The sequence below is a fragment of the Acidobacteriota bacterium genome (assembly GCA_033549365.1).
Taxonomy (GTDB): Bacteria; Acidobacteriota; Aminicenantia; order Aminicenantales; family Saccharicenantaceae; genus JAWSUF01.
Genome location: JAWSUF010000002.1, coordinates 406,688 through 421,320 on the forward strand (window position 1 = coordinate 406,688; position 14,633 = coordinate 421,320).

Annotated in this window: 12 protein-coding genes and 1 tRNA gene; 6 read left to right on the top strand and 7 right to left on the bottom strand. The window is 59.8% G+C overall.

Features of this window, described 5'->3' with window-relative positions:
* The first annotated feature begins 293 nt into the window (after positions 1-293).
* From SCM96_04600 to SCM96_04615, 4 genes are read left to right on the top strand one after another with little or no spacing between them, the layout of a single operon-like run.
* Complete coding sequence (locus tag SCM96_04600) at positions 294-2,189, top strand: aldehyde ferredoxin oxidoreductase family protein (protein ID MDW7759902.1); 1,896 nt, start codon at positions 294-296, stop codon at positions 2,187-2,189.
* Entirely contained in the window at positions 2,186-3,511 is a 1,326-nt protein-coding gene (locus tag SCM96_04605) for a class II aldolase/adducin family protein (GenBank protein ID MDW7759903.1), read from the top strand. Before SCM96_04600 ends, SCM96_04605 begins: the two co-directional genes overlap by 4 nt.
* Positions 3,505-4,056, top strand: coding sequence for an LUD domain-containing protein (locus SCM96_04610; GenBank protein MDW7759904.1), 552 nt, complete (start codon positions 3,505-3,507; stop codon positions 4,054-4,056). Before SCM96_04605 ends, SCM96_04610 begins: the two co-directional genes overlap by 7 nt.
* Positions 4,053-6,158: an LUD domain-containing protein gene (locus tag SCM96_04615; GenBank protein MDW7759905.1), complete on the top strand. Its 2,106-nt coding sequence runs from the start codon at positions 4,053-4,055 to the stop codon at positions 6,156-6,158. Before SCM96_04610 ends, SCM96_04615 begins: the two co-directional genes overlap by 4 nt.
* Positions 6,159-6,216: 58 nt before the next feature.
* Here the strand turns inward: SCM96_04615 and SCM96_04620 are convergent, their stop codons facing one another.
* From SCM96_04620 to SCM96_04650, 7 genes are read right to left on the bottom strand one after another with little or no spacing between them, the layout of a single operon-like run.
* A complete protein-coding gene (locus SCM96_04620) occupies positions 6,217-6,411 on the bottom strand; it encodes a transposase (GenBank protein ID MDW7759906.1) in 195 nt (64 codons plus the stop codon).
* A gap of 24 nt (positions 6,412-6,435) precedes the next feature.
* Entirely contained in the window at positions 6,436-7,557 is a 1,122-nt protein-coding gene (locus SCM96_04625; GenBank protein ID MDW7759907.1) for a radical SAM protein, read from the bottom strand.
* Complete coding sequence (locus tag SCM96_04630) at positions 7,554-8,069, bottom strand: S24/S26 family peptidase (protein MDW7759908.1); 516 nt, start codon at positions 8,067-8,069, stop codon at positions 7,554-7,556. The genes SCM96_04625 and SCM96_04630 overlap by 4 nt, the downstream gene beginning before the upstream one ends.
* Positions 8,047-8,355 (bottom strand): PqqD family protein, encoded by a 309-nt coding sequence (locus tag SCM96_04635; protein ID MDW7759909.1) that lies wholly within the window; start codon positions 8,353-8,355, stop codon positions 8,047-8,049. The genes SCM96_04630 and SCM96_04635 overlap by 23 nt, the downstream gene beginning before the upstream one ends.
* On the bottom strand, positions 8,352-9,140 hold the full coding sequence (locus SCM96_04640; GenBank protein ID MDW7759910.1) for a class I SAM-dependent methyltransferase: 789 nt from the start codon (positions 9,138-9,140) through the stop codon (positions 8,352-8,354). The genes SCM96_04635 and SCM96_04640 overlap by 4 nt, the downstream gene beginning before the upstream one ends.
* 29 nt (positions 9,141-9,169) lie before the next feature.
* Positions 9,170-10,393, bottom strand: coding sequence for a radical SAM protein (locus tag SCM96_04645; GenBank protein MDW7759911.1), 1,224 nt, complete (start codon positions 10,391-10,393; stop codon positions 9,170-9,172).
* Between the two features lie 32 nt (positions 10,394-10,425).
* Positions 10,426-12,378, bottom strand: a complete 1,953-nt coding sequence (locus SCM96_04650) for a radical SAM protein (protein MDW7759912.1) — start codon at positions 12,376-12,378, stop codon at positions 10,426-10,428.
* Between the two features lie 504 nt (positions 12,379-12,882).
* Here SCM96_04650 and SCM96_04655 point away from each other — a divergent pair.
* Positions 12,883-12,956 (top strand) — tRNA-Met (locus SCM96_04655).
* 291 nt (positions 12,957-13,247) lie between these two features.
* Entirely contained in the window at positions 13,248-14,612 is a 1,365-nt protein-coding gene (tilS, locus tag SCM96_04660) for a tRNA lysidine(34) synthetase TilS (GenBank protein ID MDW7759913.1), read from the top strand.
* Positions 14,613-14,633 lie beyond the last annotated feature (21 nt).

Below are 14,633 nucleotides of genomic sequence, written 5' to 3' on the forward strand. Positions count from 1 at the left end.
GCGCCCGTTTTTTAAAGAAATCGATCTAAACATTCTTTTTAGCGGCTTTTATCTCGTGTTGTGATTGTGTGAGATTGACCTCCTCTCGACTTCGGCGCGCTTGTGCCGTCCTGGGTCTTTTGCTATTGTAATTTCTTGATATTGTGAGCTTGAGCCGTTCGGAAGAAAGCTGATGCCATGTTTAAATCATGCAGTACGGGAATGTCGTTTCCCGGTTGCTTTTTCTTTAGCTTGGAGACTTCCGCCGGGCACAGGGAGTATTCCGGAGCAAGCTGTCGCGTCGGCAAGCGGGCATGGATTCGCGACACGGGGTTGAGGAGAGATTGATCGACATGTCCTTTTCCTCCGTCCCCGGCTTCCACGGGAAAATTCTGGACGTAGACCTCACGAAGGGGGATGTCGTCGAAAAGGCCCTCGATCCCGATTTCGCCGCCGATTACTTGGGCGGACGCGGCATGGCCGCGCGCATCTTCTATGACGCGGTCGACCCGGCCTGCGATCCCCTCAGTCCGGACAATGTCCTGGTCATCGCCGCATCCCCTCTCATCGGCACGAACGCCCCCACGGCCGGCCGGGGCCACATGGTCTTCAAGTCGCCTCTCACCGGCGTCATGGGGACGTCGAATTCCGGCGGAACCTGGGGCGCCGCCTTCAAGGCCTCGGGATACGACGCCCTTGTCATCCGCGGCGCATCGCCCGCCCCCGTCATGCTGGACATCCGGCCGGGGAAGGCCGGACTTCGCCCGGCCTCCCACATCTGGGGAAAAGACGTCCACGAAACGACGGCGCTCCTGGAAAGCGAGGCCGAGCCCGGCAAGCCGCTCAAAACCCTCTGCATCGGGCCGGCCGGTGAAAACCGGGTCCGCTTCGCCGCCGTGGTCAACGACCGGAACCGCGTCTACGGCCGCGGCGGTGCAGGGGCCGTATTCGGCGCGAAGAATCTCAAGGCGATTCGGGTCGCGGGCGCGGAAAAAACCACCCTCCGCGACGCCGAAGCCTACGCATCCGGCTACAACCAGGCCCGCGATCTCCTGAAGCAGGCCCCGGTCACCAAGCGTATCCTGCGCGAACTCGGCACGGCCGGTCTCGTCGAGCTCATCAACCTCATCGACATGCTGCCCCGCCGGAATTTCCAGGACTGTGTCCATAGGGAAGAGGACGTCGCCAGGATCTCCGGGGAGACCCTGGCCCGGACGATTCTCGAGCGGGCCGGGGGATGCAGGCTCTGCCCCATCGGCTGCCAGCGCCACACCCGAGTTCCCGGGCGGAACGGATGCGAACAAAAAGGCGAGGGTCCCGAGTACGAAACCGTCGTTCTCATGGGGCCGGTCTGCGATATCTACGACCTCGAAGCGATAACCCGGGCCAATTATCGCTGCAACGAGCTCGGCCTGGACACGATCAGTTACGGCGGCACGCTGGCCTGCGCCATGGAGCTCAGCGAGAACGGCCTTCTTGATTCCGTCCCCGACCCAAACCAAGCCCTTCGTTTCGGGTCCGCCGAAGCCCTGGAAAACCTTGTCCGAATGACGGCGCTTCGCCAAGGCCTCGGCGCGAAGCTCGCCGAGGGCTCCCACCGCCTGGCCGAATCCTGCGGTCGACCCGATCTCTCCATGACCGTCAAGCGGCTCGAAATCCCGGCCTACGATCCGCGGGCATCCTACACCCAGGCCCTCGGCTATGCCACGTCGCCCTCCGGCGCCTGCCATCTCCGCGGCGGTTATGCCGTGTCGCTGGCCTTTTTCGGCGGCGCGCGGGAGATCCCCCGGTTCAGCCGGCTTCAGTCGCCGATCGCAATCCGCAACATGCAGAATATCGGCATCATCCAGGACAGCCTGGGGATCTGCCGTTTCACGGGCTATGCCTTCTCCGTCGACCCCTGGGCCCGCATGCTCGGCGGCGTCCTTGGCCGTCGCGTCTCCGTGTCCGAACTCGAAGAGGCTGCAAACCGCATCGCTTCGCTGGAAAGGCTCTTCAACTGCGAGGCGGGGGCGACTTCGGCTGACGATGACCTCCCGCCTCGGTTTGCCGACGAGCCCATCCTCGTTGCGGGAAAGGAACGCCGCGTCAGCCGCGAAGACATGGAAGCGATGAAGGCCGATTATTACAAGGCGCGGGGCTGGGACGCCGAAGGCCGGCCGACTCCCAAAACGCTTGCCGCTCTTCGCATCATGGGGAGGAAAAGATGACCCGCGACCCGCGCTGGAAGGCCGCAGCCGACCTCCTGCCCGTTTTTCAGAAGATCGGCCGCGCCTCGCTCAACCACGACATCCAGAACAGCCACAGCGGAAACATGGCCGTGCGCTGGACGGACGCCTCCGGCCGGGACCGGATCGCCATCACGGCCACGGGGTCGCAGAAGGGCGATCTCGATGAAAGCGGAATCTGCATCCTGTCTCCCGACACGACCGACTACGGCTACTACAAGGCCTCGTCCGAAACCGACATCCACGTCCGGATCCTGTCCGCGCCGGGCGTGCGGGCCTCCATGCACGCCCACGTCAAGGACCTGGTTCTGGCTACGCTCGACGACGTCCCCAAGCCGTCCGAGCCGCCGCCTTTCCGGCCGGTCGATCCCCTCGGCTACGCCCACCTGGGCCGGGAGATTCCGGTCGACTGGTTCGCCGTCCCCAGCGGATCGGTCGAGATGACGCGCGTCGTTCCGGAAAGACTGTTGTCGCGGCCGCTCACGGTCATTTACGCCCACGGCGCCGTGGCCCGCGGCCGGACTCTGGCCGAGGCCTTTTTCCGCCTCTGCGTCGCCAACAACTCCGGCACTATCGTCCAGCTCCTCTGGAAGATCGGGGCCGATGTCGAGGAGCTGCGACGGCGGATCGGCGCGGATCCGGCGGCCTGCTTCGCGGACCTTCCTTCCGGCTATGAGGTCGAGGGCGACGATTGCTGCGATTTTCCCGGCGAAGAGGAGCTCATCAGGGAGTTCCGGAAAACGGGCGCCCGGATCTTCGAGTCGCGGCTTTCTCCCTTTCACACGGGAAGCGCCTCGGTCCGCGGTGTCGCCGACATGCTCTATGCCCCCAAGGCCTCCATGCCGAGGGATATCGGCGGCCCGCTTCTCCGCCTCCCCATCGACGCCCGCGACGGTGACACGGCCGAGATCGCCATGCACAAGGCCATCTACGCCCGGAGCGATTTCCAGACCGTTCTTCACTGTTACGTCCCCGAGGCCGAGGCGGCGGCGCATTTTATCTATCCCGGAGAGAGCGAGCCGTCCGATCGCATCATTCCGCTCGATGCCGAAGGGGCCTTTCTCTACCTTGTGATCCCCATTCTGCCGCCCCGGTTCGACGTCGAGGATCTCGTGCGGCTTCTTCATGATTACAAGATGGTCGTTGTCCGCGGCGGGGGAGTCTGGGCGGTCGGCGGGCAGTCGCTCTCCGAAGTCCTCCACCATCCATCGTCGCTTCGCGAGATCTGCCTGATCCGGATCGGCGCCTTCGAGCGCGGGCTGGATCTCCGGAAAATGGAGCCGGCCAAGGCGAAAAAATGGTGAAGGACGGGCGGCGGCCGGACGCCTTGTTTGTCGAGAAGGCCGTTGTGGCGGGAGCGGAGGTGCGGGCTGCGGCGGATGAAGCGGCCGCTCTTCAAGATGTGCGCCGGATCCTGGATACGGAGAAGATCGAAGGCCCTGTCGTCTGTGCCGGGGATCTCTTCGATGCGGCGCGAGGCGCCGGAATTGCGGCCGTGCGGCCGGAAACACCGGAGGAGTGGCTTCGAGCCGCGGCCTCCGTCGTGAGAGCCGATTACGGGATCGCGGAGACGGGGACCCTCGTCCGATTCGGGAGCGATGCCTTTGAAAACAACGCCTGGATGCTGCCGCCACATTGTTTCTGCTTTGTCGATGCCAGAGCGATCGTGGTTGTCCCCGAAGATCTCGCGCCCGCTTTGAAAGCTTGTTTTGAGGAGGACGGAAACGAACCCCGGGGTGCCTTCTTCGTCACCGGCCCGAGCCGGACGGCCGATATCGAATGCCTGCTGACACTGGGCGTCCATGGCCCCTCCCGCGTCGAGATTTATCTCTTGGATGGAAAGGAATGAACCGCAGAAAGAAAGAGTTCCCCGACCCTCGCCTCAGGGCGGTCCTGCGCTCGTTTGCCGAGGGCTACAAAGCCAAGCGCGAGGCCGCTTTCGCCGGGCTGGACTTCGAGGCGCTCCGCGACCGGCTGGCCGCCGTGAAGGATGCCGCCGTCAGGGATATGCCGGTCCTCCTTGACGCCTTCGAGCGGCGTGCAACGGCCCGGGGCGCCCGAGTGTTGCGGGCCGCAAGCGGCGACGACGCCAACGCCCTCATCCGGGATATCCTGAAGGAACACAAGGCGAGAACCGTCGTCAAGAGCAAGTCCATGGTCAGCGAGGAGACTCGGCTCAACGCGGCTCTCGAGGAATGGGGATACCGGCCCCGGGAGACCGATCTCGGCGAGTGGATCGTCCAGTTGGCCGGAGAATGTCCCAGCCACATGGTCATGCCGGCCATTCACATGACCCGGGGCGATGTCGCCGGGATCTTCGAGCGTCGTCTCGGCCGTGAGATGTCCGAGGACATCCCCGCCCTCGTCCGCACAGCCCGCGAGGAGTTGCGGCGGGAGATTTTCGAGGCCGGGGCCGGACTGACCGGGGCCAACGCCCTCATCGCCGAAAGCGGCGCGACGATGCTCGTCACCAACGAGGGAAACGGCCGGCTGTGTTCGAACGTTCCGCCCGTGCATATCGTCCTGGCCAGCATCGAAAAGATCGTTCCCACGGTCGAAGACGCGCTGCTCCTCCTCCGCATCCTGACCCGGAGTGCGACCGGACAGATCATGACGAGCTACGTGTCTTTTCTCGCCGGCCCACAGCGGGAGCATGCCTACGTCATTCTTCTCGACAACAATCGGAGCGCCCTCCGCGAAGATCCCGTTTTCCGCGACGTCCTCCGCTGCATCAAGTGTTCGGCCTGCCTCAATGTCTGCCCCGTCTATCTCCAGGCTGGAGGGAAGGAATTCGCCCATATCTACATGGGAGGCATCGGCAGTCTGCTCACGGCCTGGATCCACGGCCTCGAGGCCTCGAAAAAGATGACCGATATGTGTCTTGGATGTCACCGCTGTGACGCCGTCTGCTCGACGAAGATTCCGATTGCGGCGCTGGTTCGGGCGCTCAAGGAGAGGCTTGTGGATGAGACCGGCCAGGCGTTCTGGAAGCGCGTGGCCCTCGACGGCGTCATGGGCCGTCCGGGAGTTTCGCGGGCGGCCTTCGGGCTGGCCCGGGTTGCGCGGCCGGTTGTTTCGAAAAAAGGCTTTGCCCGAAATTTTCCCCTCGGGCTGGGCCGCTTTGACCGCGGACGCGCCTTGCCCGCCCCGGCCCGAAAGCCGCTGTCTGCGATTTTTGAGGTGTCGCGGGAGTCGAAATCAACCAAAGGCACGGTCGTTATTTTTCCCGGATGCCTGATCGAACAGGCTTATCCCGAAGTCGGCCTGGCCGCGGCCCGTGTGCTTGAAAAGCTGGGATACGACGTCCGGTTGGGGCCGGTTTCCTGCTGTGGCTTTCCCCAGACCAACGCCGGCCACACGACGGCGGCGGCGAAGACATTCAGAAAAGCGCTGAAAGATATGCCTGAGGAGGGGACTGTTGTCACGCTCTGCCCGACCTGCACGACGATGCTGGCCGAGATCGGCCCGTCAGCCGCGCCGTCCGAAAAGGCCGAGGCTCTTGCGGGCCGCGTGATGCCTTTCAGCCGGTTTCTGGCCCGCTTCGAAGCGGAGGCTTTGGCGTCCATCCAAAGCCGGGGCGGCGGCATCGGACAAAAAACCGCGACTTATCACGACTCCTGCCACCACAAGCATGTCCTCGGAGCATCCGGGGAATCGCGTGAGATCGTGGAGTGGGCTCTCGGGAAGCCGCTTGTCGAGATATCCGAACCCGACGCCTGCTGCGGATTTGCCGGGCTTTTCTCCGCCTCCCATCCCGAAATCTCTCAGGCCCTGGCCGCCGACAAACTGGAAGCCATCCGGGCGACGGGCGCCGGTCTTGTGGCCCTTGACTGCCCCGGCTGCCTGCTCCAGATCCGGGGCGCCTGTCGCTCGGCCGGCGCCGATATCGAGGTCCGCCATACGGCCGAGATCCTCGACGAAGCGCTAGACCGACAGGCCGGAGAAACCTGAGCGCCAATCTCAATTGACGTGCCGGAGGAGCCGTTGTGACACGGCCCTGAAGGAAAAATCACATTAAGGCAAAATTCCGGCCAACGCAATGAAAATAGACTGCGATCTTGAAATGCCCTCGATTGCGGAAGCCCATGACCGTTTTCTTGATTGCCTGAATTGTCGAGTTCAACGACTCACTGACGGTATTGGTAATCCAGTGCCTGAAGAACGTCAGGATGTTCTTCTTGGCGGGTTTCAACGTCCGGCGGATATTTTTTCAGACTTGAAAGCGATGTCACTTGGACTCTTCGATGGCGTCCCTGCGGGCATGGGCGACTTGGCAAAAATACTCGCTCCAGCCGTCCAGCTGTCCTGTTTCCAGATGGGCGTGGGCCGGACACCAAAGACAGAGATTAATAATGGGGCAGGATCGACATTTTTCCAGGAAAACCGGGTCCGAGGAGGTTTTTGCGCGAATCTCGGGCACGAAATTCTCCCAGGCGTCGACCAGGCTCGTCGTCTTCAAATCCCGAATGCACTCGGGATGCCGGAGCGACGGGCAGAGGTGAAAAAATCCATTGGGGCTGATTGTGAAGCTCTTGTTCCCGACGCCGCAGCGGAAAAGATGCCGGCAATCGCTGTTTGATGGTTCGGAAAAAATGAATTTGTCGCAGTGTTTTTTCAGAGTCTCGGATCGTTCCTCGTCGGATGTCTCGATCCCGGCGATTTCCTCCGGGGTCAATCTTTCGCTGATGATTTCCGAATTGCGCTCGGTGTTTCCATCGTAACGCAAATGGAGGACGGGATCAAAACGAAAAAAATCCCGGGTGTGCCGGCGGCAAAAAGCGGCGATTTCCGGAAGCTCATGAACATTGGATCTCACGGCCATGGCCTTGAGGTGCACGGGAATGTCGTTAACGAGAAGCAAATCCAGACCCTGCCGGAACGCGGCGAATGACCCGGGTTTCCCTGTCACCCTTTCATAGGTTTCCTGCGTTGTGCCGTAAACCGTGACTTCAATATCCCGGGGAGGAAACTTTTTGAACAGGGCCACATGATCAGGGGTGATCAGGGCGGCGTTGGTGAAGACGGATATCAGCAACCCCTTTTTTTTTAGCGATATGTAGATTTCAGGGAAATCCTCGCGCAGGAGAGGCTCCCCGCCTGTGATCAAACACCACAAGGCATCCAAGGCGACGGCTTGATCGGCAAGTTCGGCGATTTCCGTAGCCGAGAGCTCATTCCGCGCTGCGTCCGGATCGTTGGCGGGAAGGTTGATATAACAGTGGCGGCAATTGTTGTTGCAGCGTGCCGTGATCTCCAGGTCAAAGGACCACGGCTTCCGCTGCACGGCCGTTTTCTTCCACAAGGACAATCGGCTCAGACGTCCCCCCGAAACAAAAGATTTCGCGTTCATTTCCGCTTCCGAAGCACGGGTTTCAGCAAAGACGCGAAATGGGAACCTAAGGGAATAAGCAGCCTTGTGCGGGAAAGCCCGGCGATCACGTATCGCTCCGGTCCCACGCCCAGCCGGATCTTGCGCCCGTTTCTTTCAATCCGTGTCACCTGTCCCAGCAGGTTCTCCGGCGGGATGATCCCATCCGCGTGTTCCGGCACACAATCCCCCCGGATGAACACGGCTGTGCCGCGTCTAGCCACAACTCTGTGGACCACAAGCTTCCCGGTTTCCGTACTGACAAAGGCAACCACTCTGCCGACTCCAGGCAGGGAGCGGCGGGTAGGAGATATGGTGATAACATCGCCGTCCCGAACGAAGGGCGCCATGCTCAGCCCCCGGGCGCGGAACCGGAATGGCAGCCCCTTGGCCAGCACATCTCTCATCAGTTTCAGAAGGGCCTGGCCGGAGAGCGACAATTCGTCGCCATAGACGACGAAAACCCGCGGTTTATCGAATCGCCGGGAGTTCAACCAGCATTCTCCGCCTGACCAGTTCTTCCACCAAGCCGAGAACGTCGCGTTCGATTTCGGAAGACAGCGACTCGTAGTCTTGAGTCAGGGCAGCGACGACTCCGCTCAGGTCCTGCTTGCCGTCCAGCCGCCGCCAGATGGCCTTTCCTGTTTCGTTAAGCGTAAAAAGTTCGTCTTCCATGTCTCCGATGCCGGCCGCGAGAGGAATGATGATCAATTCTCCCTCGATTTCTCTCGCAACCACATCCTCGGATGGAATATATACCGCGTCCAGCCGAATGGTCATCTTTCCGACTCCTTCTTCATAATTGAGGTTTGGCCGGTTTCCGGCCTCTTTCTGCAAACGGCGCTGCCCCTGTTGCCGGGTTGGCCTGTCCGGAGTTGTTCCACGAAGAGCCCGCCTTGCTCGAGTTCCGACCTGACGGCGTTCTCCGAGCCGAATTCGTGAAGAAATTCGACATTCAACCACAGCGTATCTCCGCTCTCATACGCCGGATTTCCCAGGCCGGAGGCGGCGATGATGCGCCGCCCCGACCCGCCTCGGCTTGGCTGAGGCGGGCCCGGGCGGAAGGAGAATTGACAGATCAACAGCCCGCCCGGCTTCAATGCGCGGGCGATCCGCCGGACCATGGCCACGCGCCGTGTGCGCGTCGGCACACAGGAGTACATGGCCCGGGACAGCCAGACGATGTCATAAGCGCTTTCCCGGACGTCCAGCCGGGAGACCTCCTGCACCAGGCCTTCCATGCGGACCCCGCGGCGGGCGGCGTTCTCCCTGGCCCGGTCGACCATCGCGGCAACATAGTCGACGCCCGTCACCTGAAAACCCATCTGCGCAAGCGGGATTGCTTCCCGGCCCCCTCCCACGCCCAGAAGCAAAAGATTCCCGGACCTGGAAGGAAGAAACGTCTCCAGAATCTCCCGTTCTTCGGTGGTCAGGCCGGAATCCACGAGGGAGTCTTCCACCCAGCTCTCGATGCTTTCAGGTTTGGCATAGCTTTGGCGGCTGAATTCCACAAGATCATCGGGCTTCATGATCAAGACGGGAAGGGATTGAAGAAATGCCCCCAATTGGAGCATCATTCTTGCTACACGGATTCTTATTCCCATGGATCACCTTGACAAGGATTTGAGCCCGGCCCTTGGTAAGCACTTGGGCGGGTGCCTGACGTTCTCTCGACAAGGGATTTGATGCGTTGCCGCCAGTCCGCGATATCCCATGCCTTTTCCTTCCCTTTCAGCAGTCCCAGGTAACGGGCCTGGGCATGAGCCACCCGGCAGAGATACTCGACAGGGGTATCCAAAGTGCCGTGTTCCGTCCAGGATTTCGCCGGGCATTGGAGGCATAATCCCTTCAGGAAGCAACGGGCGCAGCGGCGGAGGTACTCGGGATTTGTCGCCCGCGTTTTTCTGAATATTGGGAAGGTCTCCGTCAGGGCTTGGCGAAGGGAACCCCCATTCAAGCCATAGACCACATCGGGATGCCGGAGCGGCAGGCACATCTGGAAAACACCATACGCATCGACACAGCCCGCTTGACCTGCGCCGCAGGAAAACAGCTCGTCGCCCTGAGGGCGCATGAATCGGGCGCTGAATCGGGCCATCTCTCTGCAATAGGTGTCCGCTTGCCGATCCATAAGAGCCACCGCCTCTTCAGGAGAGATGCGAAGCCCGGCGATGTGCCGATTTTTGGCGGGAGAATCCCTGCGGGCACGCAGATCAAGGAACACGGAGTAGGGTGGAGCATGGTCCATGCTCGGGACCGTTGCCGCCCAGGTCTCGAACTCTTCAATTTCCGCAAGATTGGCGGGAAGGCGTGTCGACTTGACCACAAAGGGAATCCGCTGTTCCGACAAAAGATCCAGACCTCGTCTAAACTCAGCAAAGGCGCCCGGAGTGCAAGCTATGGCATCGTAGGATTCCGGATGCATGCCGTAGACGGAAATTTCGACCTTCATCAAGGGTGGGATCCTTGCCAGGAGATCCGCCAGAGCCGGTGTGATCAGGCGGCCGTTTGTGAACAGCACGACTTTTAAGCCCAGCTTTCGGGCGAAAACGTACAATTCCGCGAAATCTTCCCGCAGCAGCGGCTCCCCCCCGGTGAAGCGGACCGAGAGCGCTCCGAGCTCCGCGGCCTCGCGGAGGATGTCTTTCCACTGATCGGTCTTTAGCTCGCGGCGGCAGGCCCGGGTATCATCGGCGGGAAGGTTGATGAAACAATGAATGCAGGCATTGTTGCAGCGCTCGGTCAGCTCGATATCCAGATGCCCGAGCAGCGGCGCCTTGTTCCGGAACAAGGGGTGATGCGCCAAGCTGCGCTTCACTGTATAGCTTTGATCTCCCATGGGGCCGTCGCTCAAAGAGCCTTCATGAGATCCGCTACCCGGCCGCTTTTGTCGAAACGCAATCGGTAGACAGGGATCTCAGCGGCGATCGATTCAGCGAGATCCATGGTTTTTTCCCACCATTCGGCCGTAACCAACGGCTTGATGACATGGGAGAGCAGCCGATGGATCTTCTCCACATTGTCTCTGATCGGGATAAGTTCATTGTTGTCCGCCTTTTCCAGGAACATGATTGCCTGCAATGGGGCCTCGGACGGAGAAACGTCCGGCAATTCGCCGTGGCTCCAGGTGCCGTGGATGCGGAATCCCTCCGGCCAGCGGCGGACAATGATGCGGTCATCGCAGAGAATCTCTCCCTTGCCCCGAAGCATTTTCATCATCGTGGATTTTCCGGCATCCGAGTGACCGACAAAGAGAAAGCCCCGCCCGTCGATGATGATGCCGGAGGCATGCAAATAACAGCCCCGGCGGTCCGCCAGAACCCTGGCGATGAGAATCTGATCAGAGGTGAATGTCGTCAGGGAATGCAGTCTTTTTTCGTAGATGTCGGCTCTGCGGCAGATAGTTCCCCGGCTGTGATCATCGTTCCAGATCGCCGCGCAATAGGGTTCACGGCCGTCTCCGACGGACGTTATCCCCAGGTAGACCCATGAGCCGGGCTGCCTGAAGATGGCCCAAGGGGGTTGGCGATAGACTTCCTTGCCTAACCGGAGATCCGACAACTTGGGAACCGATGAGGCCAACCTGATCGAGATTGTGTCCGGCCCGGGACCTTCAACCTGGAATTTGTGAAAAATGGGAGCGAACGTTTTGTCTCCAAGGGGAAAATCCGCCGATATCCGGATCGTGATGCCGGCGATCCGGTAATATTGAAGGTGTGTCTGTTTCCACTCCTCTTTAAATCGCCGGGCCTCCGCGGCGATCTCGCAGAGATAGTCGATTTTGGCCGAGAAGCGACCATGCTCGAGATAAGCATAAGCCGCGCACCAGCGGCAATCTCTTCGCAAGTCGCAGGAGCCGCAATTCTCCAGGTACTCCCGGCCGCCGCGCACCTTTTCGGCCATCGAGGGGATGAACTTGTCCCAAATCCGGGCGAAAGAGTCCCGGCGCAGGTCGGCGCGCATGTCCGGATCCTTGATGAAGCAGCAGAAAGACATCTTCCCGTAGGGATCGATGTGGAATTTGCGCCGTGAGTCGATACACGCCGCGAACAAGCGGTCGTCTTTCCCCACAGTGCTGCATGAACAGGGCTCCGGCGCGTTCTTGTCGCCGTCCGGATCAGGACGCCATTCGGCGGCAGGATTCGGCACGTCGATCTTTATCACGTCGGCCGCATCCAGCCTTTGGCCTACGATTTCATGGCTGTGGGAGGCCGATCGGCAGGCCGACATCCAGAGCCAGCTGGCTCCCACCCGGTACTGCGGGCTCAAGGAATGGGCCAGGTTTACCATTCCGGCCGTTTGATGGTGATTGGCGCGCATGGGGACGATCTGGACAATGAAGTCCGCGTCCGCTTCCTTGAGGTAAGCCATACCGCGCAGGGTTGCCTCAAAAGAGCCGGGATTGCGGGTCACGTGGTCATGAACATCGGCCGTTGCGCCGTAGAGCGCAATCATTTTTCTTCCGTTCCGGGTCAAGAGGCGGGCGATCTCGGGGGTGATCAGCGTGCCGTTGGTGTTGAGACTGTAGGAAAGGGATTTTCGTGTGATGGAGTCGAAAATCTCCGGGAAATCAGGCCGCAACAGCGGTTCGCCGCCCGATATAAACCAAGCCTGACAGCCCATCCGGCGGGCCTCATCGACGATGCGGAGGATTTCGTCAAGAGCAAGCTCTTCCCGACCTTCCGGTGCGTCGGGGGGAAGCCGCAACCAACAATGACGGCAGGAATTGTTGCAGCGATATGTGAGATCAAGACTGCCATCCAAGGGCAACCGTGGAATTTTGTTCTGCAAAACCAACCTCATCGATTTCTCTGGGGATTGATTAGATAACCCGACATCAAGAAAGAAGAAGAACAAGACTCCAATAATATGTATAACTATCTTTGCGGAAACTAAATTCTAATGAATGACAACTAAGATCCGCTAACCGCTCGAGCTTGACAGGGTTGGCAATTTCCCGCTACTCCACTTGCACATGTGTCTTGCTGAATCAAATCACCCGGTCCTTCGAAAGCTTGGTTTGGATTCATCGTTTTGCAATGGGTGAGAACACTTTCCTCGGGATTGCCCCTGGCAAGCACAATAAGCTGGGGTCGAACCCATTGTTTTTTTTCGTTTTTCATTTATAATCCTCTTTTGCCTTGCTATAAAAATGCCCATTTAATTTCAACTTGCTACTCTACAGAACGACTAAATTTATGTATTATTAAATATATACACTTTTATCGAAATTGTCAAGTTGATGCGCGGCCCGAGATGCGTTGACTTCAGGGGGAGGTTCCGCTACAATCTGACGCGCCCGATCGTGGCGGAGTAGCTCAGTCGGTCAGAGCATGCGGCTCATATCCGCAGAGTCGGGGGTTCAAATCCCTCCTCCGCCATACTCCCTGCCTCCGGCAACGGAAGTGTGTTGCGGCCTCGAATAGGTTTTTTCTTTTCTTATTTTTCAATGCATTCCTTTCTCAGTTCTTTAAAGCTGAGTAGAAGCCCATCCTGCGTTTTAAACACACATTGAGGCGGATAATCCTGGGGACACAACATGCAAAATAGAGTCGGACATTTTCGTATTGTGTTGATAACCTTGTTGATGGAGTTGAAAAAGAGAGGCATCGGGCATAATCTATAAGCAAGAAAGAAAAAATCAGGATGATGATGGATGAGAGTCCGTGACAATGATATTGACCGATATCGCTCGTGACACGTTAACCCGGCGGAAGTTGTTCCGGCCGAGGGACAAGGTGCTTGTCGCCTGTTCCGGGGGCGCGGATTCCATGGCTCTCCTCCACATGCTTTGGGAGATGCGGAAGGAATTCGGGATTCGTCTTGAGGTCGGCCATTTCAACCACGGCCTTAGGGTTTCAGCCGGGGAGGACGAATGCTTTGTGGACGAGACCTGCGCCCGGCTCGATTTACCGTTTATCTCCGAAAAGGGAAACGTCCGGGCTTTCGCCGCGGCCCGCAAGATGAACCTCGAGGAGGCCGCCCGCGATCTCCGGTATGCTTTCCTTCGGGAGACGGCGCTGAAAATGGGAGCGAACCGGATCGCGACCGGCCACACCCTGAACGATCAGGCGGAGACATACCTTATGAGGCTTCTCCGGGGAAGCGGGATGTCCGGCCTCGGGGGAATCGCCGTTTCGACAGAGGAAGGGATCGTCAGGCCACTCATCGAGGCGGAAAGGCGTCATGTCCTGGAATATCTGAAAAAACGCCGCATTCCCTTCCGCGAGGACGAATCGAACCGCGACAAGAGAATTTTGAGAAACCGGATCCGGCTGGAGCTTTTGCCTTACCTGGAAAAACGATACGGCCCCGGCCTTGTCTCCCGCATCGGCCGCCTGGCCATTATCCTCCAGGAAGAGGACAGAGTGATGACGGAGTTGTCCCGGGAAATGCTGGCGTGTGTTACGTCGCGCCCGGCGAACCGGCGGAAGGCGATCGATGCTAAAGCCCTTGAAGAGCTTGAGCCGGCCCTGGCCGCCAGAGTGGTCCGGGAGTTTTTGCGAGATATCCGGGGTGACCTCCGGGGATTGGATTCGGGCCATATCACATCCGTCCTGAAATTGACCGAATGCGGGGCCAGCGTTCTTCCCGGCGGTTTTGAAATCCGCCGCAGAAAAGGGAAGATCTATTCGCAGGAAACCGGAGCGGAACCTGGGGATTTCGAGATCGAATGGGACGGCGCCGGAGAACTCGTTCTGCCGAATGGGCTGCGCTTTCGGGGAAAACGGATGAGCCGCAAGGCCGCGGATGCCGTGCCGTTCGACGACCGGAGCCGGGCTTTTGTGGACGCCGATCGGATCGAGTTTCCTTTGCTTGTGCGCAACCGCCGTCCCGGTGACCGCTACCGCCCCCTGGGCGCGCCCGGATCGAAGAAGCTCAAGGAAATCCTTCGGGCCAAGGGCGTCGAAGTCGAAGACCGGGACATCCTGCCGGTCTTTCTTTCCGGAGGCTCGATCGTCTGGGTCCCCGGCCTTCCCGTCGCCGAAGCCTTCCGCCTCCGTCCATCCACCCGCTCCGTTTTCTTGCTTGGCTGACCCGACGTTGCTTGGCTCTGG